The 25,867-nt window shown below is 64.3% G+C and carries 21 protein-coding genes and 1 pseudogene; 17 read left to right on the top strand and 5 right to left on the bottom strand.

The window, feature by feature from the left end:
• Positions 1 to 7: 7 nt before the first annotated feature.
• The 5 genes from bamB to ACLD0W_RS00820 are packed head-to-tail and all read left to right on the top strand — an operon-like array spanning position 8 to position 7,593.
• A complete protein-coding gene (gene bamB, locus ACLD0W_RS00840) occupies positions 8 to 1,165 on the top strand; it encodes an outer membrane protein assembly factor BamB (protein ID WP_410305630.1) in 1,158 nt (385 codons plus the stop codon).
• 6 nt (positions 1,166 to 1,171) lie between these two features.
• Positions 1,172 to 2,581 (top strand): ribosome biogenesis GTPase Der, encoded by a 1,410-nt coding sequence (gene der / locus ACLD0W_RS00835; RefSeq protein ID WP_410305629.1) that lies wholly within the window; start codon positions 1,172 to 1,174, stop codon positions 2,579 to 2,581.
• Positions 2,582 to 2,602: 21 nt separating this feature from the next.
• The gene (locus tag ACLD0W_RS00830; RefSeq protein WP_410305628.1) at positions 2,603 to 4,729 is read left to right on the top strand and encodes a TonB-dependent receptor plug domain-containing protein; all 2,127 of its coding nucleotides are present in this window, start codon (positions 2,603 to 2,605) and stop codon (positions 4,727 to 4,729) included.
• A gap of 37 nt (positions 4,730 to 4,766) precedes the next feature.
• Positions 4,767 to 5,711, top strand: coding sequence for a hypothetical protein (locus tag ACLD0W_RS00825; RefSeq protein ID WP_410305627.1), 945 nt, complete (start codon positions 4,767 to 4,769; stop codon positions 5,709 to 5,711).
• A gap of 10 nt (positions 5,712 to 5,721) precedes the next feature.
• The gene (locus ACLD0W_RS00820; RefSeq protein WP_410305626.1) at positions 5,722 to 7,593 is read left to right on the top strand and encodes an ATP-binding protein; all 1,872 of its coding nucleotides are present in this window, start codon (positions 5,722 to 5,724) and stop codon (positions 7,591 to 7,593) included.
• Positions 7,594 to 7,616: 23 nt separating this feature from the next.
• Here the strand turns inward: ACLD0W_RS00820 and xseA are convergent, their stop codons facing one another.
• The gene (gene xseA / locus ACLD0W_RS00815; RefSeq protein ID WP_410305625.1) at positions 7,617 to 8,963 is read right to left on the bottom strand and encodes an exodeoxyribonuclease VII large subunit; all 1,347 of its coding nucleotides are present in this window, start codon (positions 8,961 to 8,963) and stop codon (positions 7,617 to 7,619) included.
• A 276-nt stretch (positions 8,964 to 9,239) separates the two neighbouring features.
• On the opposite strand from xseA, the gene guaB reads away from it, so the two are divergent.
• The 9 genes and pseudogenes from guaB to ACLD0W_RS00770 all read left to right on the top strand — a co-directional run bounded on the left by guaB (position 9,240) and on the right by ACLD0W_RS00770 (position 17,958).
• Complete coding sequence (gene guaB / locus ACLD0W_RS00810) at positions 9,240 to 10,709, top strand: IMP dehydrogenase (protein WP_410305624.1); 1,470 nt, start codon at positions 9,240 to 9,242, stop codon at positions 10,707 to 10,709.
• A 204-nt stretch (positions 10,710 to 10,913) separates the two neighbouring features.
• Positions 10,914 to 12,485, top strand: coding sequence for a glutamine-hydrolyzing GMP synthase (gene guaA / locus ACLD0W_RS00805; protein ID WP_410305623.1), 1,572 nt, complete (start codon positions 10,914 to 10,916; stop codon positions 12,483 to 12,485).
• 250 nt (positions 12,486 to 12,735) lie between these two features.
• A complete protein-coding gene (locus ACLD0W_RS00800; protein ID WP_410305622.1) occupies positions 12,736 to 13,533 on the top strand; it encodes an FRG domain-containing protein in 798 nt (265 codons plus the stop codon).
• Positions 13,530 to 14,606 (top strand): DUF262 domain-containing protein, encoded by a 1,077-nt coding sequence (locus ACLD0W_RS00795; protein WP_410305621.1) that lies wholly within the window; start codon positions 13,530 to 13,532, stop codon positions 14,604 to 14,606. Before ACLD0W_RS00800 ends, ACLD0W_RS00795 begins: the two co-directional genes overlap by 4 nt.
• A gap of 509 nt (positions 14,607 to 15,115) precedes the next feature.
• A complete protein-coding gene (locus ACLD0W_RS00790) occupies positions 15,116 to 15,544 on the top strand; it encodes a virulence RhuM family protein (RefSeq protein WP_410305620.1) in 429 nt (142 codons plus the stop codon).
• Positions 15,520 to 16,089, top strand: coding sequence for a type II toxin-antitoxin system death-on-curing family toxin (locus tag ACLD0W_RS00785; protein WP_410305619.1), 570 nt, complete (start codon positions 15,520 to 15,522; stop codon positions 16,087 to 16,089). Before ACLD0W_RS00790 ends, ACLD0W_RS00785 begins: the two co-directional genes overlap by 25 nt.
• 66 nt (positions 16,090 to 16,155) lie before the next feature.
• The gene (locus ACLD0W_RS00780) at positions 16,156 to 16,587 is read left to right on the top strand and encodes an acetyltransferase (RefSeq protein ID WP_410305618.1); all 432 of its coding nucleotides are present in this window, start codon (positions 16,156 to 16,158) and stop codon (positions 16,585 to 16,587) included.
• A gap of 42 nt (positions 16,588 to 16,629) precedes the next feature.
• Positions 16,630 to 17,397, top strand: a pseudogene (locus ACLD0W_RS00775) (aminoglycoside adenylyltransferase family protein).
• An 81-nt stretch (positions 17,398 to 17,478) separates the two neighbouring features.
• On the top strand, positions 17,479 to 17,958 hold the full coding sequence (locus ACLD0W_RS00770; protein WP_410305617.1) for a hypothetical protein: 480 nt from the start codon (positions 17,479 to 17,481) through the stop codon (positions 17,956 to 17,958).
• A gap of 152 nt (positions 17,959 to 18,110) precedes the next feature.
• On the opposite strand, the gene ACLD0W_RS00765 is transcribed toward ACLD0W_RS00770, so the two are convergent.
• The 4 genes from ACLD0W_RS00765 to ACLD0W_RS00750 are packed head-to-tail and all read right to left on the bottom strand — an operon-like array spanning position 18,111 to position 22,218.
• Positions 18,111 to 19,148: an alcohol dehydrogenase catalytic domain-containing protein gene (locus ACLD0W_RS00765; protein ID WP_410305616.1), complete on the bottom strand. Its 1,038-nt coding sequence runs from the start codon at positions 19,146 to 19,148 to the stop codon at positions 18,111 to 18,113.
• A gap of 50 nt (positions 19,149 to 19,198) precedes the next feature.
• On the bottom strand, positions 19,199 to 20,155 hold the full coding sequence (locus tag ACLD0W_RS00760) for a fumarylacetoacetate hydrolase family protein (protein WP_410305615.1): 957 nt from the start codon (positions 20,153 to 20,155) through the stop codon (positions 19,199 to 19,201).
• A gap of 14 nt (positions 20,156 to 20,169) precedes the next feature.
• Positions 20,170 to 21,243 (bottom strand): VOC family protein, encoded by a 1,074-nt coding sequence (locus tag ACLD0W_RS00755; protein WP_410305614.1) that lies wholly within the window; start codon positions 21,241 to 21,243, stop codon positions 20,170 to 20,172.
• A 6-nt stretch (positions 21,244 to 21,249) separates the two neighbouring features.
• On the bottom strand, positions 21,250 to 22,218 hold the full coding sequence (locus ACLD0W_RS00750) for a phytanoyl-CoA dioxygenase family protein (RefSeq protein WP_410305613.1): 969 nt from the start codon (positions 22,216 to 22,218) through the stop codon (positions 21,250 to 21,252).
• A gap of 167 nt (positions 22,219 to 22,385) precedes the next feature.
• Here ACLD0W_RS00750 and ACLD0W_RS00745 point away from each other — a divergent pair, with 167 nt between their 5' ends.
• The 3 genes from ACLD0W_RS00745 to ACLD0W_RS00735 all read left to right on the top strand — a co-directional run bounded on the left by ACLD0W_RS00745 (position 22,386) and on the right by ACLD0W_RS00735 (position 25,781).
• Entirely contained in the window at positions 22,386 to 23,975 is a 1,590-nt protein-coding gene (locus ACLD0W_RS00745; RefSeq protein WP_410305612.1) for a bifunctional 3-(3-hydroxy-phenyl)propionate/3-hydroxycinnamic acid hydroxylase, read from the top strand.
• An 82-nt stretch (positions 23,976 to 24,057) separates the two neighbouring features.
• On the top strand, positions 24,058 to 24,717 hold the full coding sequence (locus ACLD0W_RS00740) for a TetR/AcrR family transcriptional regulator (RefSeq protein ID WP_410305611.1): 660 nt from the start codon (positions 24,058 to 24,060) through the stop codon (positions 24,715 to 24,717).
• Positions 24,718 to 25,022: 305 nt separating this feature from the next.
• Positions 25,023 to 25,781, top strand: a complete 759-nt coding sequence (locus tag ACLD0W_RS00735) for a hypothetical protein (RefSeq protein ID WP_410305610.1) — start codon at positions 25,023 to 25,025, stop codon at positions 25,779 to 25,781.
• The last annotated feature ends 86 nt before the right edge of the window (positions 25,782 to 25,867 follow it).

The raw sequence follows: 25,867 nt of genomic DNA, 5'->3' as shown, positions 1-25,867 counted from the left end.
CGTATTCGTGAAATATTCCTTCTCCACCCCCGCGGCCGCCGTGCTTCTCTGCGTGATGGCGCTGGCCGGTTGCGCCAGCAACCCCAACGCCATCGAGCCCAACCCGCTGCCGGACTTCGACAAGCGCTTCGACGTGGACCGCCTGTGGCGCTCCGGCGCCGGTGACGGCGTGGACGAGACCGCCATGAAGCTGCGCCCGGCGGTGACCGCCCAGCGCGTGTTCGCCGCCGACATCCACGGCCGGGTCTACGCCTTTAACCGGGAAAACGGCAAACGCCAGTGGCGCACCAAAACCGAGGACCGCATCTCCGGCGGCCTCTACGCCGGCTACGGCCAGGTGCTGTACGGCACCCGCGAAGGCGAGGCGGTGGCCCTGGACGCGGAATCCGGCGACGAGCTGTGGCGCAGCCGGGTCAGCAGCGAAGTGCTGGCGCCGCCCACCAGCGACGGCCTGCTGGCGATCTTCCAGACCATCGACGGCCATGTGCTGGCCCTGGACGCGGAAACCGGCGAGCAGCGCTGGGACTACGAAACCACGGTGCCCAACCTGACCCTGCTGGGCGGCACCCAGCCGGTGATCGAAAGCGGCCGGGTCTATGCCGGCTTCGCCAGCGGCAAGGTGGCCGCCATCGAACTGGAAACCGGCGCGCCGCTGTGGGAACGGCGGGTGGCCGAGCCCACCGGCCGCTCCGAACTGGACCGTCTGGTGGACGTGGACTCCAGCCTGCTGGTGGAAAACGGCGGCGTGTTCACCGCCACCTTCCAGGGCAAGCTGGCGGTGCTCGACTGGGAGAATGGCCGCCCCTACTGGGCCAAGGACATCTCCACCCATCAGGAAATCAGTTCCTACCTGTCCACCGTGTTCGTGGCCGACAGCGAGGGCCTGGTGCGCGGCGCCGAGCAGCGCAGCGGCACCTTCCTGTGGCAGCAGGACAAGCTCTACGGCCGGCGCCTCACCGGCACCGCCGTGCAGAACGGCCTGGTGGTGGTGGGTGACTTCGAGGGTTACCTGCACTGGATGGACAGCGAAACCGGCGAGCTGGTGGCCCGTTACCGGGACAACCGGGACGGCTTCGCCGATACCCCGGTGGTCTACGACGACGTGCTCTACGCGCTGAGCGCCGACGGCAAAGTCGCCGCCTACCGTATCGAAGAGCGGGACTGAGCCTGAATGAAACCCGTGATCGCCCTGGTGGGCCGACCCAATGTGGGCAAGTCCACCCTCTTTAACCGCCTGACCCGCACCCGCGACGCCATCGTGGCGGACTTTCCGGGCCTCACCCGGGACCGCCAGTACGGCGACGGCAAGCTGGGCGAGCGTCCCTATACCGTGGTGGACACCGGCGGCATCGGCGAAAGCGAGGAAGGCATCGACCGGCCGATGACCGACCAGGCCCTGCAGGCCGTGGGCGAGGCCGATGTGGTGCTGTTCCTGGTGGACGGCCGCGCCGGCCTCACCGCCGCCGATGAACAGGTGGCCACCGCCCTGCGCAAGCTGCCCAAGCCGGTGTTCCTGGCGGTCAACAAGACCGACGGCCTGGACCCGGAAACCGCCATGGCGGACTTCTACGCCCTCGGCCTCACCGACCTGTTCCCGATCGCCGCCGCCCACGGCCGCGGCGTGCGCGCCATGATGGACGCGGTGCTCAAGGATTTCCCCGAGGCGGAAGACAGCGACGCCGCCCCGGAAGACCCGGACACCGTGCGCGTGGCGGTGCTGGGCCGCCCCAACGTGGGCAAGTCCACGCTGATCAACCGCATCCTCGGCGAGGAGCGGGTCATCGTCTACGACCACGCCGGCACCACCCGCGACAGCATCGAGGTGCCGTTCACCCGCCAGCCCCGGGACGGCGGTGAGGCCCGCGACTACGTGCTGATCGACACCGCCGGCATCCGCCGCCGGGGCAAGGTCCACGAGACGGTGGAAAAGTTCTCCGTGATCAAGGCCCTGCAGGCGGTGGAAGCGGCCCAGGTGGTGGTGCTGGTGGTGGACGCTCGCGACGGCATCACCGACCAGGACCTGCACCTGATCGGCTACACCATCGAGGCCGGCCGCGCCCTGGTGGTGGCGGTCAACAAATGGGACAACCTGGAAAGCGACCACAAGGACTGGGTCAAGCGGGAAGTGGGGCGGCGCCTGCACTTCGCGCCCTGGGTCAAAGTGCATTACATCTCGGCGCTGCACGGCACCGGCGTGGGCGACCTGTTCGCCTTCGTCGAGCGGGCCTGGGACTCCGCCTTCATCAAGCTGGGCAGCAACGCCCTGACCCGCATGCTGGAAGACATCACCGGGTCGCACCCGCCGCCGCGCAACGGCCGCTTCCGGGCCAAGCTGCGCTATGCGCACCTGGGGGGCTCCAACCCGCCCACGGTGGTGATCCACGGCAACCGCACCGACTCGTTACCGAACAGCTACCAGCGTTATCTGGAAAACCGCTTCCGGGAGCTGTTAAAAATCGAAGGATCGCCGATCCGGCTGGAACTGAAATCCGGCGACAACCCGTTCGAGGGCCGCAAGAACGCGCTCACCGAACGGCAAATCAAACGCAAACGCCGCATGATGAAGCATGTGAAGAAGTAGACCACCGGTCTGGGGGGCTTCGTGAAACGCATTGGGGGATGCGCGCTGCTGGCACTGGGAATGTCGGCGGCGCCGGCCTGGGGGCAATTCGACGACACAACGGGCCCGGTGCCCCGGGTGCTGACCCCGGCGCGCCTGGATCAGCCCATTTCCGAAGTCCCCGCCAGCGTCACCGTCATCGACCGGGAACTGATCCTCGCCAGCGGCGCCCGCGAACTCTATGAAGTGATGCGCCTGGTGCCGGGCATGAGCGTGGCCAAGACCGACGGCAACCTGCCCTCGGTGGCCTACCACGGCACCCAGGCCCGCGATCAGCGCCGCATGCTGGTGCTGCTGGACGGCCGCAGCGTCTACCAGCCGGGCTTTGCCCGGGTCAATTGGAACGCCATTCCGGTGGCCCTGGAGGACGTGGAGCGCATCGAGGTAACGCGCGGCCCGGCCTCCGCCGCCTACGGCGCCAACGCCTTCACCGGCGTCATCAACATCATCACCCGAGACCCCCGCGACGTGGAGGGCCAGCAGGCGCGCCTGCGCGCCGGCAACAACGGCATCCGCGACGCCCGCGTGGCCGCCAGCCACCAGTTCGATGGCGGCGCCTGGCGACTCAGCGTCAACGACCTGCGCGACGACGGCTACGACGCCGACCTGCCGCCCCTGGACACCGGCGACCGCAAGCACGTCACCAGCGTCAATGGCCGGGCGGTGTGGGAGCCGGGCCCCCGGGATTCCCTGACCTTTCACGCCGGCGGCAGCCGCACCCGCCTCGACCGCCCCTATGAAAGCGGCCTGCAGGAACTGGGCGAGTACACCGACGAGAGCGTGGAGCGCGCCGACCGGGTGTTCGTGGGGCTGGACTGGCAGCGCCAGTTCTCCTCCCGCCACCAGCTCAAGGTCAGCTTCTACGCCCAGCACAACGACGAAGACACCAACCTGGACCTGTGCTATTTCGACCCGCTCACCGGCAACCCCGGGCCCGGCGGCGGCCTGTTCTACTCCAAGGAACTGCGCGACCACTTCCTGGCCAACGGCGGGGACATCGGCCAGACCCTGGCCACCGCCGCCGCCGACCCGGCCATCCAGAACCGCTACGCCACGCTGCTGGCCAACGGCGGCGAACCGTTCTGCGGCACCGCCTGGCTGGACGTGAGCGAAACCCGCTACGACCTGGAGATCCAGGACACCTTGCAGTTCAGCGAGTGGGTGCGGCTGGTGGCCGGCATCAACGTGCGCCACGACCGGGGTGAGTCCCAGGCGTTCGTATCCGGCACCGCGGAGAACGTGAGCCGCCGGCTGTTCGCCAACCTGGCCCTGAAACCGCTGCCTCCGGTGACCGTGAACCTGGGCGGTTTCTGGGAGCACGACGACATCAGCGGCGAGCACTTCAGCCCCCGCGCCGGCGTCAACTGGGAGGTGCTGCCCGGCCACACCCTGCGCGCGGTCTACGCCCGCGCCCTGCGTACCCCGGACATTTACGAAGACCAGGCCAACATCAACCTGGCGATCCACGATCTGCCCGGCAGCTACGCCGACCGGGAAGCACTGCTGGGCTGGTCGCCGGCCTACTTCTTCGTTAACCAACAGAGCCCGGGCACCCTCAAGCCGGAGCGCATCCGCTCCCGGGAACTGGGCTACTACGGGCGCTTCACCGCCGGCACCCTGGGCGCGGTGGAGCTGGACGTGCGCTATTTCCAGGAAGAGCTCTGGGACCTGGTGAGCGGCGCGCTCAACCCGTTCAACTTCGAACCGACCAATGACGGCGAGGTGCGCCACCGGGGCACCGAGGCGCAACTGAGCTGGCGGCCCGCCGCCCGCCACCTGCTGCGCCTCACCGGGGCCCACATTCACACCGACACCGAGCAGGGCGCCGAGCAGCGGTTCGCCGCCCGCGACAGCGCCGGGGCGCTCTGGTACTGGCGCTTGGGCGGCGGCTGGTGGTGGTCCACCGCCTACCACCTGGCGCGGGATTACAACGATTACCCCTTTGAACGGATCGACGCGCAGATCGGCCGGCGCCAGCGCCTGGCCGGCACGGAACTGGAATGGCGCCTGCTATTGCAGCACCCTCTGAACGACGAACCCGTGGTGTTCGAGGAAAACCGGTATCAGGACGATCCACGCTACTGGCTCACGGTCACCGTGAACTTCTGACAGCGAGCCCGGGCATGGGGCCCGGGAAGGAACCGGCATGAAGGACGCGACAGCCCGCACAGGACGACGCCCGCGCCGGCCCCGCCACGGGCCGGCGGCCGTGCTGTTGCGCCCGGCCAGATGGCTGGCGGTGCCGGTGCTGCTGGCGGTGCTGGGCGCGCTGACGGGGCCGGCGGCCGCCGACCCGACCGGGCCGGTGGAGCCGGTCAGCGTGCGCTTGCGGGCCGTCGCCGGGCCGGTCAGCGAGGCCCTCGCCGCCCGCCTGCGCGTCCACGGCGGCGAGCGCATACGGCTCACGGAGCAGCGCGCCGACGTGACCCTGGCCCTGGGCGATGCCGCCTTCCGCGCCGCCCTGGCGGCCCCCGGCCACGGCCCGGTGCTGGGCCTGGGCATCGGCGCCGCCCGGATACGCGAGCAGGTGTCGCCGGACTGCCGCTGCTCGGCGGTGCGCGCCGGGGTGCCGCTGGCCGCGCAACTGGCGGTGCTCCGCGACCTGATGCCCGGCGCCCGCCGGGTGGGCGTGATGCTCGGCCCGGACAGCGCCTGGCGGGCGCCGCTGGCGGCCCCGGTGGGGCTGCTGCTGGACGTGGTGGAGGTGGACCCGCCGCAACGGCTGGGGCCCCTGCTGCGCCGCCATCTGCCGGACTGGGACGCGCTGCTGCTGCCCGACGACCCGGTGCTGTTCGGCCCCGGCACCGCCCGGCTGGTGCTGCTCACCAGTTACCGCCAGCGGGTGCCGGTGTTCGGCCCTGGCGCCGATTACGTGCACGCCGGCAGCGTCGCCAGCGCCACGCCGGGCAGTGACGGCCTGGCCCGGGCCGCCCTGGATTGGCTGAGCCGATGGCGCGCCACCGGCGAATGGCCGGCACCGGATTTCGCCGGCCACTACGGCCTGGAGATCAACGATTACGTGGCCCGCGCCTACGACCTGAAGGTCGCGCCGGGGGCCCGTCTGGAGCGCCGTCTGGAGACCGACCCATGAGCGTTTCGTCATGAAGACCCGCAGCGGCATTCGCCGCCAGCTGCAGTGGCTGGGCGTGATCCCGGCGCTGATCATGCTGGTCCTGGTGCTGGTGGCGCTGACCTGGCAGCGTTTTCAGGACGCCGACAAGGAGGTGCGCCAGCTGGGCGGCTTCCTGGCCCAGCAACTGGCCGCCAGCGCCGAATACGGGGTGCTCTCCGGCAACGCCTCGGACCTGGGCCGCCAGGCGCGCATGGTGCTGGAGCGCCCGGACGTGCGCCGGGTAAAGTTCCTCGACCGGGACGGCGAGCTGCTGCTCAGCGCCGGGGAGGGCGCCGGCGACGGCGAGGTGCTGGAGTTCCGCGCCGGCATCTACCGGCAGCCGGTGCTGTTCACCGGCGAGGCCGCCACCGGCGCCGAGCCGGACCGCATCGGCGAGGTGGTGCTGGGCCTGTCCCGGGGCCGCATCCTGGCCCGCCAGAAGGAAATTCTGCTGGCCAGCCTGCTGCCGGCGCTGTTCGCGGTGCTGGTCGGGCTGCTCAGCGCCCGCTACCTGGCCCGCGCCATCGCCGAGCCGCTGGTGCACCTGACCCGGCTGGTGCGGGTGATCCGCGGCGGCGACTACCAGGCCCGGGGCGACCGCCGTCTGGACGGCGAAATGGGCGACCTGCAAACCAACATCAACGACCTGGCGGACGGCCTGGAGCGCGCCCGCCATAACCAGCAAAAGGCCATCGCCGACCTGCGCGACGCCCACCGCCAGGCGGAACAGGCCAGCCAGGCCAAGAGCGACTTCCTGGCGATGATGAGCCACGAACTGCGCACCCCCATGAACGGCGTGCTGGGCATGCTGCAGCTGCTGGAAACCACCTCCCAGGACAACGAGCAGCGCGAGTACACCCAGGCTGCCCTGGAATCCACCGGCCACCTGCTGGAAGTGATCAACGACATCCTCGACTTCTCGCGCATCGAAGCCGGCCGCATGGAAGTGGAGCAGACCTTCTTCGACCCGCTGCCGGTGCTCAACAACTGCGTCAATACGTTCCGCTATCTGGCCCGGGAGAAGGGCCTCTACCTGCGCCTGGAAGGCGCCGCCTGCCTGGCCGGCCTGGAAGTGTGCTCGGACCCGGTGCGCCTGCGGCAGATCCTCAGCAACCTGATCTCCAACGCGGTGAAGTTCACCGACCAGGGCGGCATCCGCGTGCAGGCCAGCGTCATGTACCAGCAGGAACACACCATCGACCTGGCCATCGACGTGCGCGACACCGGCATCGGCATCGGCGATGACCAGCGCGACCGCCTGTTCCAGGCATTCTCCCAGCTCGACTCGTCACCGTCCCGGCGCCACGGCGGCACCGGCCTGGGCCTGGTGATCGCCCGCCGGCTGGCGCAGATCCTGGGCGGCGACCTGACCCTGATCAGCGCGGCGGGGGAGGGCAGCTGCTTCACCCTGAGCCTGCGCCTGCGTACCCGGCCGGCTGCGGATACCGGCGCCAAACCGGCGCCGGTGGCGGTGGACCGCCTGCGCGGGCGGGTGCTGCTGGTGGAGGACAACGAAGTGAACCGGCTGGTGGCCCGGCGCATGCTGGAACACCTGGGCCTGGACGTGGCCACCGCCGGCGACGGCGCCAGCGCCCTGTCCCGGGCCGGGGAGGAGCGCTTCGACTGCATCCTGATGGACGTGCAGATGCCGGTGATGGACGGCCTGGAAGCGACCCGGGCCCTGCGCCGCCGGGAGCGGGAGAATGGCCGCGACCCGGTGCCGATCGTGGCGCTCACCGCCAACGCCATGTTCGAGGAGCGCCAGCGCTGCCTGGCCGCCGGCATGGACGCCCACCTGGCCAAACCGTTCCGCCGCCACCTGCTGGCCAACCTGCTCAGCCGCTTTCTGCCGGCGGCCTGAGCCGCGCCCGCGTGCGCGCCGGCTTACTCCGGCGGTTTGACGCGGGTAACGGTGGCTTCGAAGGCGCCCTTGGCCAGCCGCGTTTCCACGGTCTGGCCCTCTTTAAGGTGCTCCACCGAGCGCAGCGGCTCGCCGTCCACCAGCGTCAGCGAATAGCCCCGGTCCAGGGTGGCCAGGGGGCTGGCGGTGTTGAGCCGATGGCCCAGGCCGGAGAGGCGCTGGGCCAGATGGCGCTGCTGATGGGAGAGCGGCACCGGCAGCCGCCGGCGCAACTCCGCCAGCCGCTGGGCCTGGCGGGCCACCTGCTGGGCCGGCGACTGCTGGCGCAGGCGCACGTCCAGGGGCCGCCAGCGGCTCTGCAATAACGTCAGCTTATGGCTCAGGGCCCGGGCCATCCGCGCCTGCTGCTCGTCCACCAGCTGCCGGGTCTGCTCCAGCTGCCGCTCCGGGTGGCGCACCTGCAGGCGCCGGGTCAGCCCGTCCAGCCGCTGGCGCTGGCTCTTCAAGGCCACGCCCATGCTGTGGCGCTGGCGGCGCGCCAGCACCCGCAGGCGCTGCAACAGCGCCTCGCCGTCCGGGCTGATCAGCTCCGCCGCCGCCGACGGCGTGGGCGCGCGCACGTCCGCCGCGAAATCGGTGAGCGACACGTCCACCTCGTGGCCCACGGCGCTGATCACCGGCACCGGGCTGGCCGCCACCGCCCGCACCAGGGCCTCATCGTTGAACGCCCACAGATCCTCCAGGCTGCCGCCGCCGCGCCCCAGCACCAGCACATCGCAATCGCCCCGCGCGGTGGCCCGCTCCAGGGCGGCGCGGATCTGCGCCGGTGCCTCGGCGCCCTGCACCGGGGTGGGGAAGATCAGCACCGGAATCCCCGGCGCGCGCCGCTGCAGCACATGCAAAATGTCGCGGATCGCCGCCCCGCTGGGGCTGGTGATCACCCCGATCTGCCTGGGCCAGGCGGGAAGTGGGCGCTTACGTTCCTGGGCGAACAGCCCCTCGGACTCGAGCTTCGCCTTGAGCGCGTCGAACTGCGCCCGCAGGGCCCCTTCACCGGCTTCTTCCATGTGCTCGACGATGATCTGGAAACCGCCCCGGGGCACGTACAGGGTGATGCGCGCCCGCACCAGCACCTGCTGCCCGTCCCGGGGCTGGAACCGCAGCAGGCTGTTACGATTCCGAAACATGGCCCCGCTAACCTGGGCCCGGTCGTCCTTGAGGCTGAAATACAGATGCCCGGAACGGGGCCGCGCCAGATTGGACAGCTCCCCCTGAAGCCAGATCAAGGGAAAGCTGCCCTCCAGCAGGCCCTGGGCTTCCAGGTTCAAGCGGCTGACGGAATAGGGTTGGCTGCGCGATGAAGGGTCCATGGCGCGCAATTTACGGCGCTTGGGCGCCGGCTACAAGCTGCAAACCTCAAGCTACAAGCCGGGCCCTTCATCCAGCACGGCCTGCCTGTGGCTTGTAGCTTGAGGCTTGCAGCTTCCATTGCCGCTAAGGCAGCAAATGTTCTATAATGTCCGGCTTAATTTAACGGAGCCCCTGGTTCGCCCTCGCGCCGGCTCCTCCCTGCCCGACCCGGCTTCCCGGCCGGCGACAGCCCGGCGCACCGGGGTCCAGACTCCCCCAGTTGTATACGGTGCAAAATGCTCAGAATCGCGCAAGAAGCACTCACGTTCGATGACGTCCTGCTGCTGCCCGCTCACTCCGATGTGCTGCCCAACGCGGTCTCGCTGAAGACCCGGCTGACCCGCAACATCGAGCTGAATATCCCGCTGATCTCGGCGGCCATGGACACCGTCACCGAACATCGCCTGGCCATCACCATGGCCCAGGAAGGCGGCATCGGCATCCTGCACAAAAGCATGCCGGTGGACGACCAGGCCCGGCAGGTGCGCGCGGTCAAGAAGTTCGAGTCCGGCGTGGTCAAGGACCCGATCACCATCAGCCCCAACGCCACCGTCCGTGAGCTGATCCACCTCACCGACGCCAACAACATCTCCGGCGTGCCGGTGGTGGAAGGCGAGCAGGTGGTGGGCATCGTCACCAGCCGTGACACCCGCTTCATCACCGACTACGACCAGTCCGTGGCCGACATCATGACCGGTCGCGACCGCCTGGTGACGGTGGGCGAGGGCGCCGACGCCAGCGAAGTGCAGGCGCTGCTGCACAAGCACCGCATCGAGAAAATTCTGGTGGTCAATGAATCCGGCGCCCTGCGCGGCATGATCACCGTCAAGGACATCGAAAAAGCCACCCGCTACCCGAACGCCTGCAAGGACGCCCAGGGCCGCCTGCGCGTGGGCGCGGCGGTGGGCACCGGCGGCGGCACCGAGGAGCGCGTGGCCGCCCTGGTGGAAGCCGGCGTGGACGTGATCGTGGTGGACACTGCCCACGGCCACTCCCAGGGCGTGCTCAACCGGGTCGCCTGGGTCAAGAAGAACTTCCCCGACGTGGACGTGATCGGCGGCAACATCGCCACCGCCGAGGCCGCCAAGGCCCTGATGGAAGCCGGCGCCGACGGCGTCAAGGTGGGCATCGGCCCGGGCTCCATCTGCACCACCCGCATCGTCGCCGGCATCGGCGTGCCGCAGATCACCGCCGTCTCCGAAGTGGCCGCCGCCCTCAAGGGCACCGACGTGCCGCTGATCTCCGACGGCGGCATCCGCTTCTCCGGCGACATCGCCAAGGCCGTCGCCGCCGGGGCGCATGCCATTATGATCGGCTCCCTGCTGGCCGGCACCGAGGAAGCCCCCGGCGAAGTGGAACTGTTCCAGGGCGGCTACTACAAAGCCTACCGGGGCATGGGCTCCCTGGGCGCCATGTCCGGCAAAACCGGCTCCTCCGACCGCTACTTCCAGGACGCCGCCGCCGGCATCGAGAAGCTGGTGCCCGAAGGTATCGAAGGCCGGGTGCCCTACAAAGGCCCCATGAGCGCCATCGTCCACCAACTGATGGGCGGCCTGCGCGCCTCCATGGGCTACACCGGCTGCGCCAACATCGAAGAAATGCGCACCAAGCCCTACTTCGTGAAGGTCACCAACGCGGGCATGAAAGAGAGCCACGTGCATGATGTGACGATTACCAAGGAAGCACCGAATTACCCCGTCGGGTGAGACGCGACCGAAGCACCGCTTCGCAGCGCGGCTCACGCCCGGCCAAGGACGGCCGGGCAGGGCGCTCTGGAGAGGGGGCGTTGCGCCAGGGAAGGCAAGCACGGCGCCTCGACGAAGCTCAACAGAATTTGAACTGGCCGGCTCACCCGCCGGCCTTTGCATTTAAAACCGGCCCGCAACCGCCGGCCTAACCGGAAACGGACCATGCAAGACATCCACGCCCAGCGCATCCTGATCCTCGACTTCGGCTCCCAGTACACCCAGCTGATCGCCCGCCGCGTGCGCGAAATCGGCGTCTACTGCGAAATCCGTGCCTTCGACGCCACCGCCGAGGACATCGCCGAGTTCGACCCCAAAGGCATCATCCTCTCCGGCGGCCCGGAATCCGTCACCGCCGCCGAGACCCCCCGCGCCCCGCAAGCGGTGTTCGAACAGGGCGTGCCGGTGCTGGGCATCTGCTACGGCATGCAAACCATGGCCGAGCAACTGGGCGGCTCCGTCATCGCCGGTGAAAAACACGAATTCGGCTACGCCCGCGTCACCAAGGCCGACGGCAACGACCTGCTCAGCGGCATCGTCGACCACGAAGAAGCCGGCCACGAATACCTGGACGTCTGGATGAGCCACGGCGACCGCGTCGGCGCCATCCCCGACGGCTTCGTCGTCACCGCCACCACCGACAGCTGCCCCATCGCCGGCATGGCCAACGACGACAAGCGCTTCTACGGCATCCAGTTCCACCCGGAAGTCACCCACACCCTCCAGGGCGGCCGCCTGCTGGAACGCTTTATCCGCGAAATCTGCGTCTGCGACGCCCTCTGGACCCCGGCCAAAATCATCGACGACGCCATCGCCACCATCCAGGAACAGGTCGGCACCGACCACGTCATCCTCGGCCTCTCCGGCGGCGTTGACTCTTCCGTGGTCGCCGCGCTCCTGCACAAAGCCATCGGCGACCAACTCACCTGCGTCTTCGTCGACAACGGCCTCCTCCGCCACGGCGAAGGCGACCAGGTCATGGAAATGTTCGCCGACCACATGGGCGTCCGCGTCCTCCGCGTCGACGCCGAAGACCACTTCCTCTCCCGCCTGGCCGGCGAAGCCGACCCGGAGAAGAAACGCAAAATCATCGGCAACACCTTCATCGACATCTTCGACGCCGAAGCCGCCAAACTGAAAAACGCCAACTGGCTCGCCCAAGGCACCATCTACCCCGACGTGATCGAATCCGCCGCCTCCAAAACCGGCGGCGCCCACGTCATCAAATCCCACCACAACGTGGGTGGCCTCCCCGAGCACATGAAGCTCAAACTGGTCGAACCCCTGCGCGAACTCTTCAAAGACGAAGTCCGTAAAATCGGCCTCGAACTCGGCCTCCCCTACGACATGGTCTACCGCCACCCCTTCCCCGGCCCCGGCCTGGGCGTGCGCATCCTCGGCGAAGTCAAAAAGGAATACGCCGACACCCTCCGCCTCGCGGACCACATCTTCATCGAAGAACTCAAAGCCGACGGCCTCTACCACAAAACCAGCCAGGCCTTCGCCGTCTTCCTCCCGGTCAAATCCGTCGGCGTCGTCGGCGACGCCCGCCGCTACGAATACGTGGTGGCGCTCCGCGCCGTCGAAACCATCGACTTCATGACCGCCCGCTGGGCGCACCTGCCCTACGAGTTCCTGGAGAAGGTTTCCAGCCGGATCATTAACGAGATTCCGGGGATCAGCCGGGTGACGTATGACATCTCGTCCAAGCCGCCGGCGACGATTGAGTGGGAATGATCTGATTTAAGCTGCTAGTAAGGGCTTACTTGGAAGGCCGCCGGCGCGGGAGCGTCGGCGGCCTTTTTGTTTTGGAAGAAAGAGTTTTCCAAGATTTATGGGGGCATCTTGATGACTAAGTTTGTAAGTGGCTGACTTTTCTGGTTTTATTTTACGATGGCGAATACCAAAAAGAGATATTACGTAAGGGCGATCGGTGGATATCCGGGCCGGTGTCCTAATGCCTGTTAGAGGCCAAGAGATAGTATAGATGCCATCCCAACAGATCACCGATCATAAGCCCAAGTCGCTTGCTGAATACATCGAGATTGTGGAGTTTCTTCAGCGTGACTCCATAGGTGCGCTTTGGTACCGCGGAGCCTCAAAACTTTCGAATCAGTTGCTTCCCTCTCTTTATCGAAAGCGCGCAAACCCTGACGCATTTGGACACGACCTCTCGCAGCTCGAAGAACAGTTGGTCGCTAGATTTAGAGATCGTAGCCTCCCGTACCACAATCGAGAATTGGTCGACGGCCTGGAGACTCTATTCTTCATGCAGCACTTTGGTGTGCCGACAAGGCTCCTAGACTGGACTGCTAACCCCTTCGTCGGCCTGTTCTTCGCTTTAAGAACTGCACGGAAGGGTGATCGGCCAGCGGTTTGGGTTCTTGATCCGGCCAAGTGGAATCAGAATGCCTTGAGCCGCACTAGCTATAGTGGTGGTCCGTTGGACCCGGCGAATGAGCTACTTTCGGGGTATAGACAGGTCGGAGACATGACGAGTTTGTCTGACGCCCCGGTCGCCATATTTGGGGCGCACAATAGTCCGAGAATCGTTGCACAACAGGGTACGTTTGTCATCTTTGGATCGCAGACTTTCCCTATGGAAACGCTATACCGGAATGGAGCATTTCCAGAAAAATCCATTTCCCGTATCGTAATTGCTGGGAGTGCTGTCGAAACGCTGAGAAATTCCATTTTTTCTCATGGTATTACAGAGGGCGCCATGTTCCCTGATCTAGAGGGCCTAGGCCGCGATCTTCGACGAACATTTGGGTTTAACTCATGAGCAGCGCGTCTTACTCAAAATTTCAAGTTAAGAATTTCGATCCGCGAACGCTTACATGGTGGAAAAGCAAACGGTTACAGATTGATATGGATCCTCCATACCAGCGTCGTGGACGGCTTTGGTCAACGGCAGATAAGGCCTATCTAATCGATTCGATCTTGAATGGCTTTGACGTGCCGAAGATTTACTTGGCAGATTTCACTTGGTCAGATTCCAAACTCAATAAAAGGCGGCTCCCGTATGCAATCATTGACGGAAAGCAGAGGTTTGAGGCAATTTTCGATTTTTTTGATGGTGATCTTGTTCTAAATGCGGATTTTGTCCTTCGGTCAGACCCTGCTCTGAAGCTCGGGGGCCTTGGTTATCGTGATCTGCAGCGACAATTTTCGGCGGTCGCTGAAGAGTTCGACAACTTTCACTTGCATGTAATGTCCGTCTTCGCCGAGACAGAAGAACCAATTAATGATCTTTTCGTCCGATTGAATCGGAGTAAAGCTCTGACTGGTGCTGAAATCCGGAATGCTATGGGCGGTCCGGTGCCGGAAATGCTGAGAGAGATCGCTTCCCGGGACTTCTTTATCGAAAACGTTCGTTTCTCGGTAACGAGAGGGCAGGACCTGAATACTGCAGCGAAGTTCTTACTGTTCGAATCGTTAGAAGAGCTTCAAGAGACCAAGAAGTCGACGCTAGACAAGTTTGTGCAAAGGGCGAAGGCTGCTCCCAGCGCTGAGCGTTCCAATCTTGAGCTTGCGGCAAGGCGGGTGGTGGATGTACTACGCGACATGGAAAGCGTCTTTCTGCCGAAGGATCAACTGCTAGCATCTGCAGGCATAGTGCCCGTCTATTACTGGTTGGTCCGTTCTCTTTCACCGAAGCAGCAAAATCGTCTCAGGGCCTTCTTGGTTAAGTTTGAAGACCTCCGTAGAAAGAACCGAGAGCTTCTTAAAGAGAAGCCAGACAGCGACAAAATCGATGGCCAGCTTGTGGAGTATGACAACTACAACCGGAGCACAAATGATCAGCTCAGTCATGTTGGACGCTTCCGAATTCTCAAAGAGCGGTTTGGCGATTAGTTCGCGAGATCCGAGAAGTAAGGGGGAGACCAGCCCCTGATGCTTGCTTTCGAGCGATGCGGCCCGGGCGTAGCGGACAGGCGGTAGCCCGATATGGCGGGTGAAAGCGACGGTGCACGTGCTCGCGGAGCTGTAACCGACCCACTCTACGACTTCAGCGATGCTGATTTTTCCTCGGCGCAGCAATCCTTGGCCAATGCCATGCGCCAAGTGAGGAGGTATTCCATTGGGGCAGTCCCTACAGCACGACGAAGCCGCTCGTAAGACGCGGATCGCGCGTGTAAGCAATGAGGGTCGTGTCTTGCCTTTGTCTACCCCGCTGGAGTGAGAAGCCCCGGAGCGAAGAGGGGGCCAAACACTCACTGAACGCGCTTCCGAACAATCGATAGCCGCCCGTCCCCCCATGTTTACGGACATCGGCGTATCAATGGTGAATCCGGTGTGTTTTTTACCTCCGTGCACTGTACTACCAATATAGCCAGTGTGGCTAATTGCGATAAAGAGGTTGTGTGACTGACATTGTCATTTTTGAGGAGGGCGCCGGGCCGGTGGAGGTTCGCCTGGAGGGTGAGACCCTGTGGGCGACGCAAGGCCAGATGGCCGAGCTTTTTGATACCTCCACGGACAACATCGGCCTGCACCTTAAGAACATCTACGCGGATGCCGAATTGGACGAGTCGGCAACCACCGAGGATTTCTCGGTAGTTCGTCAGGAGGGCAAGCGCCAGGTCCGGCGGCGGCTCAAGCACTACAACCTGGATGCGGTGATATCCGTCGGCTACCGGGTTAGTTCCCGGCGCGCCACGCGCTTCCGCCAATGGGCCACCCGCGTTCTCCGCGCACATCTGACCCAGGGCTACACCTCAACGAGCATCGTCTGGCCCGGCAGGGCCTCGCCGAGCTCGAGCAGGCCGTGGAGCTGCTCGGCCAGACCCTGACCCGGCAGGAGCTGGTCTCCGACATCGGTCAGGAAGTGGTCGGTCTGATCCTCGGCTATGCGCGCACTTGGCGTTTGCTCCAGGATTATGACGAAGGCGCGCTGGGCGTGCCTCCCGGGGCCCGCCCGGCCCGTGGCGTGTTGGGCGTGGATGAAGCCCGCCGTGCCCTGGATGCTCTGGCCGGCGAATTGCGTGATAGGGGAGAAGCCAGCGACCTTTTTGCCCGGGACCGGGATGACGGCCTGGCCTCTATCCTCGGGAACCTGGAACAAAGCATGTTCGGTGAGCCCCTCTACGGCACCCGCGAGGAACGCGCCGCGCACCTGTTGTATTTCGTGATCAAGAACCACCCCTTCTCGGACGGCAACAAGCGCTCCGGCGCCTTCCTGTTCCTGCTCTATCTGCGCCAGGAAGGCATGCGCCTGACCTTGAACGAGCAGGGCCTGACCGCCCTGACGTTGCTGATCGCCGAAAGCGACCCGAAGGCCAAGGATCTGATGGCTCGGCTCGTCATGAACCTGATTGCGGACGATAATAGGGCTTAGCAGCCTTTGGTATCATTCTGCCCGCTGTCCAGCGGACCGGGCTTTCAATTTCAATCGGGTTGAGTGATGAATATTGGCGTTGTAGAGAAAGCAGATCATCCGAAGCTGATGGAGATCTGGGAGGCCTCGGTGAGAGCCACCCATGACTTTTTGGCTGAAGACGACCTGCAGGAATTAAAGCCGCTGATTCTGGAGCAGTACTTTGAGGCCGTTGATTTGAGGTGTGCCAAGGACGGGGATGGCGAAATACAGGGCTTCTGCGGCGTGCATGACGGCAATATCGAGATGCTGTTTATCTCACCCGATGCGCGCGGCAAAGGCATTGGGGCAATGTTGGCGGCACATGCCATTAATGAGCAGGGGGCGTCAAAGGTGGATGTGAACGAGCAGAATGAGCAGGCGCTGGGCTTCTACCGACATATAGGCTTTAAAGTCACGGGCCGTTCCCCGCTCGACGGGCAGCGCAAGCCCTACCCGCTGTTGCATATGGCGCTATAAGGCTTCACAAGACCAGTAATCGCGGCAACTCATAGGGCAAGCATGGAGATACCCGAGCAGGCGAAACAGGCACAGGCCGTCGTTTAAGGTGTGCTTGGTGATTCCATCATCGGTATCTATCTGTTCGGCTCCGCGGTGGCGGGCGGCCTAAGGCGGGACAGCGACGTGGATGTTCTGGTCGTGGTCACCGACCCGCCAACCTTTGAGCAAAGGAAGGCCTTGGTTGCTCAGTTAATGCGCGTCTCCGGTGCGATGGGCAATGCACAAGCCGTGAGGCCGCTGGAACTGACCGTGATCACGCTTTCCGATGTGGTGCCGTGGCGGTTTCCCCCACGGGCGGAGTTTGTCTACGGTGAATGGCTGCGTGAGGCGTTTGAAGCCGGAAGCGTTCCGGAGCCGGCCCGCGACCCTGATCTCGCCATTGTGCTGAAGAAAGTGTTCGACAGTAGTTGGCCGCTGTATGGCCGCCCTGCTGAAACGGTGCTTGAGCCGGTACCCATCACGGATATTCGGCGGGCCATTCGGGATTCCTTGCCCGGCCTTCTCGTCGAGACAGCTGGGGACGAACGCAATGTGGTGTTGACCTTGGCCCGTATGTGGCTGACCGCCGCCACCGGCGATATTGCGCGAAAAGATGTGGCGGCGGCGTGGGCGGAACAGCAAGTACCTCCCGATCACCGCGCTCTGCTGAAGTATGCGCGGGAAGGCTACCTGGGCCTGATCGAGGATCAGTGGGGCGAGCAGGGAGGCTTTGAAGCGCTTGTGGCCTGTATGAAAGACTCGATTAAGGCGTGTCTCGATTCGCCGTAACAAAACCCCTGTCGGTCTCCGGCACAAGGGAAAATGGCACCGGCTCTCAGAACCTTACGAGGAATCAGGCGTTAGACTCTCATGACAAGAAAACTCCTCATATCGGTAATCGTACTAGGCTGGATCATAGCCTCAATTCAGCTGATCCGATCAGTATTCAGCAATACGCTTGATCATGGCATTTTGACCGTGGTGAGCATTGCTCTTGGCCTGCTTGTGACAGCAGGGCTAAATCTTGTCTTCAGCAAGGTAAAGATCCGGTTCAATTGGCCTATGGCGGCTTTCTTTCTGGTTTTTCTCTCAACCGCGTGTATTGGGCTGCTAAATTACCAGCTGGCTTCACCACATCATCAGAAGAAGGAATTTGTCGTAAAAGGCTCTGGCGGCAGAGTGATTCGATTCGATTTGATGGAGTATGTACGGCTCACTGATGGCACTTCCTCATTCAAGTATATGGGGCTCGATAAGGGCGCAATGCCACGGGCAGGGGAAGTTCTGGAAGGTACGGTGAGAAAAGGCTTTTTCGGTTTCGATATTGTGGAAATATCAGATCAACCTTGACGCCGTGGCCCAGATCGACGGCTGGCACAGATGTTAGTTGGCCACCTACCTTTTCCTCATCTATGAACTCCCATGGGGCCAGCGAAAACCTTCTTCTCGGCGTGAATTCTTTGGCGGCGCCTTAGGCTTGGGCGCCGCGCTACCAAGCCGGCTCAGGGCGCCTCAACCATAAATACCCCTTTCCCCGGCGACGGCGGCCCCTTTGGATCGTTGAACGCCTCCGGCAGCGCATCAAGCGGCTGGCTGGCGCTGACGACAGTGGGCGTGTCCGGATCGGCGAACACCCGGGCCAGGTAGGCCAGCTTTTCCTCGTCTTCCTTGAACAGCACCCAGCGGTAGCGGATGCCCGCCCGGTGTGCCGCCAGGCGTTTCTTGAGGTAGATCCCGCCGCTGGTGCCAAGACCGCGTAGCACGCCCTTGTCGGTGACCGCGCCGAGCACCGGTGTGCTGGTGGTGACGTAGGCGCCGCCGGTGGGGGCGCGGCGGAGCAGGTCGTCAAGCAGGGGATCGTGTTGGCGGTGGCCGTCGGAGGGCGTAGCGAAGTTGAGAATGATGTCCGCGTCGATGGCGGCCATGGCCGCCGGGTCCCGGTAGTCCACGGTCTGGTCGGCGCCCAGGCGCCGTACCCAGTCCTGGTTCCGTTCGGAGGCCACGGCGGTGAGGGTGGCGCCCCAGCGTCGGGCCAGCACCAGGGCGATGGAGCCCACGCCGCCGCTGGCGCCGTTGATGCACAGTCGCCTGCCTCTGGCGTTGTCGGCGGAGAGGCCGGCGGCGGCTAGTGCCTGGAGGGCGGTGAGCCCGGCGTAGCCCAGGCCGGCGGCGGTGGCGTCGCTGAGGGTGTCGGCGATGGGCGCCACGCATTTCCGTGGCAGATTAAAGAGAGCCGCATAGGTGCCGCCGGTGCGTGGCGAGGCCGCCACCAGCACGCGTTGGCCGGGCCGCAGGCCGGTGACGCCCTTGCCCACCTCGACTATCCGGGCCACCGCGTCCCGGCCCGGGATCAGCGGCCCTTGCCGTTTGCGGTCCAGCAGCGGGGCGCCGTAGCCCTTGGCCACCAGCGGGTCGATGGGGTTGATGGAGGTGCCGATCAGTTCAAGCTGTACCTGGTCCTCGGCGGGGGCCGGCGGCGCCGGCATCTCGTTGGGGCGCAGCGTGCCGGTGCTCTGATCGACGATGGTAAAAGCCTTCATCTTGTCTCCTTGCGGTCGCCGCGTCCGGAGGTGCCGTGAACGGGGCCTGCTCAGGCCCCGTCTTTAACCGTATGACGTTGCTTGCCCAGGTTCAGCACCTGGTCGCGGCTGGTGATGGTGGATTCCACCACATCCCCGGCCTGAAGGTATTGGCGCCGGCGCTTTTGTGACTTGATAAAAAGCTGCCATTTTTTTGACTCGGGCAGCAAGGCGGCCACCTTGGTCACCGCCGGGCTGGGCAGGCCCAGGGCGCAGCCGGCGGGGGTGCCGGTCATCAGCACGTCGCCGGGGGCGAAGTTGTGAATCAGGGAATACTCGGTGAGGGTTTCGGCGGGCTTGAACACCAGGTTCGCCGTGCTGTCCTGCTGCCGCGTTTCGCCGTTCACGGTCAGGCTCAGCTGCATCTCATCCAGGTAATGCATTTCGCTCTTGTCCAGCAGGCACAGCACCGGCCCCAGCGGGCAGAAGGTGCGGTAGCTCTTGCCCTTGTGAAACTGCATCTGGGGAATCTGCACGTCCCGGGCGGACACGTCGTTGCCAATGCAAATGCCCGCCACGAACTCGTGCAGGTTGGCGGCGGTGACGTCCACCGGGCCGTCGGTTTTCTTGCCCAGCACTAGGGTCAGCTCGATCTCGTAATCCAGCAGCTGCACGTGGGCGGGCTTGACGATCTCGCCGCTGGGGCCGGTGATCGACCCGGAGGATTTGGTGAAGAACATGTTGAAGCTTTTGTCGTCCGGGTTCATGCCGGAGTCGATCATGTGCTGGCGGTAATTGGCGCCCTGGCACAGCACCTTGGCCTCGTTGGTGATCGGCGATAGAAGCGTGACGTCTTCCAATGCCAGCTCGGCGCCATCGCCGGCGGCCGCGCGGATCGCCTCATGGCCCTGTTCGATCAGCGCGGCGGTGGTGGTGCAGGGCAGATCCAGGGGCTTGATGGTCGAGCCTTCCAGCAGGCCCCAACGGGGCTGGTCCTGGTGTTCAAAGCGGACAAGGTGCAGTGCCATGGTCTTTTCTCCAGTCAGCCAAATATCTTGGCGAGGGTGATCAGTTTTTTCACCGACAGGTCCGGGCTGCGGCGCAGATTGCGCGTCAGCTCACGGAGTGCCGTCGGCGTGAGTTTGGGTTTGGTGAAGCTGGCCGGCATCGGCTGACCCCACTGGGACATGGCTTCCCGGCTCACCGGGTGCACGCCCATGGGCCGCTCGGCGGTGAACACATCGCCGTCGCAATAGTGCTCATGCTTGGCCGCCCAGGGGTCTTCCCAGTAGTCGAAAATCTGGCTGCCGAGAACGTGCCGGCCAATGCCCCAGGCGTGCTTCCAGCCGGCCGCCTTGAGCACCCGCTGGCCCATGCCCACCGCGTCAGTGTCGATCACCTCATAGGCGCTGTGGCTGTACAGCGGCATAAAGCCCTGAGCCATGGCGATGGTGTGGTGGTCCGCCGGCGTGTCGCCCAGATCCAGACGCAGGAACACCACCGCCGGCGAGCCGTCCGGCAGCACCTGCACGTCACTGGGAATCAGCCCGAGGTGTTGCGTGTACCAGCCGCAGGTGGCCTGAAAGTCCGCTACCTCCAACACCACATGGCCCAGCCGCGTCACCTCCGGCGGGGCCACCGGCGGGCGCTGGGTGCCGTTCACCCGGGGCTGTTTTTCCGGGAAATTGATCGGCAGCGCGTCCCGGTGGGGCAGGGGTTCCGCCGGCGTTTGCCCGTGGATCGCCTCCACGAGGAAACCAGACGGATCGGTGAGCCGCACCCGCTCGCCGCCGCCGGGGTAGTCCACCGGTTCGATCGCCGACGCGTCGGGCAGCCGGCTCAGCCGGTCCAGGTCCTCGCGGGCCGCCACCTCGAACCCGATGCCCATAAAGCCCGCGTCCTCACCCTTGGCCACCCGATAGCAGAACGGCTCCGGGCCGGTACTGCGCAGGTAAAGCGCTTCCGCCGAGCGCGCCACCGTGTGCAGGCCAAAGTCATTGAGGAAGCACTCGGCTTTCTCCAGGTCGGGACGCTCGAACAGCAGGTAGGCCAGTTTGCTGGCCTTTACCGTGGGCGCCGGATGCCGGGCCGGTTGCGGAGTGGTCAGTTGGGCCATTGGCGCTTACCTCGTCCAGGTTTGTTTCGGCGTGGGCGTGCGTTTGGCGCGCAGGGTCTGGCGCGCGGCCGCCACCGCATTGTGAATGCCCGAGGCCAGCAGCTTGCCGGCGTCGGCCCGTTCCGCCTGCAGCCGGGCGGCGCGCTCCTTGGGCTCCTGCTCCGGCAGAATACGCGGGAAGGCGGCGCCACGAAGCGGCCCGCCCGCCACCGATTCGTGCTTGTAATGAATCGGCATCCGCTTGCTCGACGGCGCATAGACCACGTCATCGCCGGTCCAGCGCAGCGCCAGCGCGCGCCGACGGCGGGTGCGCGATGCGTTGCCGTAGGAGCCGTGCAGGGTCAGCGGATGGAACGCCAGAATGTCCCCGGGCTCCATGTCCCAGTCCACCAGATCGTACTGGTCCGGGTTGGCGTTGATGTCGGGGATGTCTTCCATGTCCTCGTCGATGATGCTGGCCACATAGTCCGGCGAAATGGCTTTAAAGCGCTGCGGCCAGCGGTGTGAGCCGCGCACGTAGAGCAGGCCGCTGTTGTCCCGGTTCACCGGGTCGCAGGGAATCCAGAACGAACAGATCTGCTCGCCACGGATCGGCCAGAAGCTCAGATCCTGGTGCCAGGGCGTGGGCGCGTCGGTGCCCGGTTCCTTGACGAACATCTGGTCGTAGAAAAAGCGCACCTCTTCGGAGCCCATCAACTGCCGGGCCAGGTGCGCGCAGGGGCTGTAATAGATCAGGTCGCGCAGGATATCGATGCGCTTCCACAGGAAAATGTCCATCTGGTAGCCCTCGACCTTGCGCGACATAAACCGGCCGAGCAGGGAGCTTTGCCGGCGGGCCTGCTCAATGCCGGCCTCCACCATGGCCATCCAGTTCGGCGCCAAAGCCTGTTTCAGCATTACCACGCCGTCCTCCTGAAACGCACGGATCTCTTCCGCCGTCAGGTCGCGTTTGGGCAGGGCCGCGAAGGTCATCATGCACCTCTTCCGTTGTTGTCATTGGTGGCCGGCGGCTTGCTGGCTCGAATAATTGAGATTAGATTCAATATTGAAATAGATGTCAATAAAAGATACAAAGACCGCTTTCCGGGTGGACCACCGGCCAGGCCGGGCCGCCCGTCTTCTTGCGAATGGGTGATAAGGCGATGACGAACAACAAAGAGACTCTGCCCCAGAGCACCGACGTGCTGGTGATTGGCTATGGCCCGGTGGGCGCCGCGCTGTGCGCGCTGCTGGGCCGCTACGGCGTGACCACCCTGGTGGTGGATAAGGTAGCGGAGGTGATGCTGGCGCCCCGCGCCATCGCCCTGGACAACGAGGCCCTGCGCATCCTGCAAATGGCCGGCCTCGGCGAAGACGCCTTCGAGCGCATCGCCATCCCGGAAGTGAAGATGCACTGCCGCTACCTGGGCGAATTCGGCCGCGCCAACACCTCCGGCACCATCGATGGCCACCCCAAGCTGGTGACCTTCTACCAGCCGGACCTGGAGCACGCCCTGCGCCGGCAGGTGGCGGCGTACCCCAACGTCACCTTCCGCCACGGCTATGAACTGGTGGACCTGAGCCAGTCCGACACCGGCGTGACCGCCCATCTGAAGGACCGGGACGGCCACCACCATGAGATCAGCGCGCGCTATCTGGTGGGCGCGGACGGCGCCAGCTCCGCCGTGCGCGGCCTGATCGGCCAGGCCTTCCAGGGCGAGACCTACCCGGAGGACTGGCTGATCGTCGACGCCAAGGCCCGCGAAGGCAAAGCCATCGACCACGTGGAATTTCTCTGTGACAGCGCCCGGCCCACCCCGCACATGCCCGCCCCCGGCGGCCGCGAACGCTGGGAATTCATGCTCCAGCCCGGCGAAACCCACGAAGAGATGGAACGCCCGGAAAAAGTCGCCGAACTGCTGGCCCCCTGGATCGCCCCGGAAGACCTGGTGGTGGAGCGCAAGGCGGTGTACCGCTTCCACGCCCGCTGCTGCACCACCTTCCAGCAAGGCCGGGTGTTCCTCGCCGGCGACGCCGCCCACATCACCCCGCCCTTCGTCGGCCAGGGCCTGGTTGCCGGCCTGCGCGACGTGGCCAACCTGGGCTGGAAACTGGCCTGGGTGGTCAAAGGCCAGGCCGCCCCGGCCCTGCTCGACAGCTACGACCAGGAACGCCGCCCCCACGCCAAGAAAATGATCGGCCTGGCCAAGCTCATGGGCAGCCTGGTCATGCCTCGCAGCCGCTTCAAGGCCATCACCGTGCACGGCGCCATGCGCCTGGGCCGCCTGGTGCCCCGGCTGCGCCGCCAGCTCGAAGAACTGGAAATCAAACCGCCCAACCGCTTCCGCAAAGGCTTTCTCATCAAAGGCCGCGGCCGCAAGGGCGTCACCCGAGGCGCCACCTTGGCCCAGGGCCTGGTCCGCCACGAGGGGAGCATCCTCCCCAGCGACGACGTACTCGGCGACCACCTCACCCTGATCGGCTTCGGCGTCGACCCCCGCGAAGCCTTGGACGACGCCACCCGCACCCGCTGGCAAGACCACGGTGGCGCCTTCCTGCGCATCGGCCTGCGCGGCCAACACCCGGCCACCGACACTCCCTTCGCCGAGGACCTCTCCGACTGCCTGGCCAACGGCCCCTCCCGGGGCACCCTGGTGGTGTGCCGCCCGGACCGAGTCATCCTCCACGACGGCCCGGCCCGTGACGCGGAACGCATCGTCGAGGCGTGCTTATCGGCGCTCACCGCCGCCTAAAGGCACTTATGATGAAGGACTCTCAATATTGAGCTTTTCCCAGTACCATGGCGCCACCCAAGCCCACGGTTGGAACGGTCACATGGCAAAAAAAGCGACGTCTGATACCGGTAAAGCCCCGGCCAACACCCTCACCCGGGGCCACAAAAAGAAAGCCCGCACCCGGCGGCAACTGCTGGACGCCGCCCTGCGCATCTACGCCCGCGCGGGCGTCGGCGACCTCGCCCTCAACACCCTCGCCGACGAAGCCGGCGTCTCCAACGGCACCGTCTACAACTACTTCCGCTCCCGCGAACAAGTCCTCGAAGCCGTCGGCCTGGAACTCGCCGTCCAACTCTCCGAACAAATCCTCACCGTCAGCGAAGCCGTGGACAGCGGCGCCGAACGCCTCAGCATCGCCGTGCGCACCTTCATGAACAAAGCCCGCACCGACCCCGACTGGACCCGCGCCCTCATCACCGTGGTCCGCTACGCCGAAGGCATGCGCTCCGCCCTCGCCACCTACCTCCGCGCCGACCTCCAAGCCGGACGCCGCCAAGGCGACTTCCACTACGCCCACGAAGAAATGGCCATGAGCATGGTCATCTCCGCCACCCTGGGCGCCATGAACCTGCTCGTGGAAGAGGGAGAGGTGGAGCATGCCGATCGTATTGCGGCGGAGATGGTGCTGCAGGCGCTTGGCGTGCCGCCGGAGAAGGCTAAGCGGATTGCTGGGTTGCCGTTGCCTGGCGAGGGTGAATAGCCGGCCTTATCGCAGGGTGGTTGGCTGATCTGCGATTTATCTGATTTGGGGAATTAGTAAGGGCTTACTTAGAAGGCTGTTTGCGCTTGGCGCTGGCGGCATTTTTTGTTTCTTAGGAGAGTGAGGTAGTCAAGATATCAGGGAGTGGCCTACTCACTGAGTTTGTAAGTGGCTGACTTTTCTGGTTTTATTTTGCACTAGGGGGAAAACGAGAAAGGAGATATGACGCTGGCGCGTTCATTGGATATTCGAGCCGGCGTCCTAATACCTGTTAAATCGAAGATGATCTTCGGAGTTCACAAAGAATGAAAGAGCCATTGTCATACACGACAACTGTAATGTCGTGGAACTTCCTGCTCTCGTCTTTCAAAAGGGCTGAGGCAGCTGCGAGTGCCAATGGCAAGATAGATCTTAACCTTGAGGCGCCATCCTCAATTGTTCTCTGTTGTATATCGATAGAAGCATTCTGTAATGAGATATCTTCATTGTCTCGTGCGTTTTTATTTGATCATGAAAAAGAGATGATTCCGTCGTGGACGGATTTCGCTGGTATCTCTTACGAGAATTTGAACACCCTTTCTGCAATAAGCGAGGACTCTTCAGGTTCGTTCTATGACCGTTATAAACGAACTAATAGACTAATTGTGGAGAAAAGTCCCGGATTTATGGCTGACCTGGTTCATCTGCGTGATCTCAGGGACTCATTAGTTCATTTTCGGTTTTGTGATGTTCCTATAAAACAGGAAGAGGATGGGGTCATCCGATCTGCACAGGAATCCCCAGCTGTCCTCCATGCGCTAAAAAATAGGAGAATATCAGGGAAACCGGTCATCTCGGCAGGTAAAGGGGAAGAGTGGACGCTGAGGATATCAACCAGTGCCATGGCTAATTGGGCACTTGATCTGACATGCCAAGCTATCTTATATCTCCTCGACTCATTGCCAGACGGGTGTTTCCAAAAGTTCGTTCTCGAAAGATATAGACCGAGAGACAGAGGCTATAGGGATCTGTACTCTAAGGCAAAATACGACGTTGGAGCCTGGGGACGTGAGGTTTTAGGTTGACACCCGGGCAGGATTTAACAAGGCCGTGCACCAGATGCCAAAACCTCCGCTTCGCTCCGGCGTTGTCACCGGTGACGGCGGGCGTT

The organism is Alloalcanivorax sp. C16-1 (assembly GCF_046507805.1).
GTDB lineage: Bacteria > Pseudomonadota > Gammaproteobacteria > Pseudomonadales > Alcanivoracaceae > Alloalcanivorax.
Note: the sequence above shows the minus strand (reverse complement) of the source record. Positions and strands in the feature narration are given on the sequence as shown.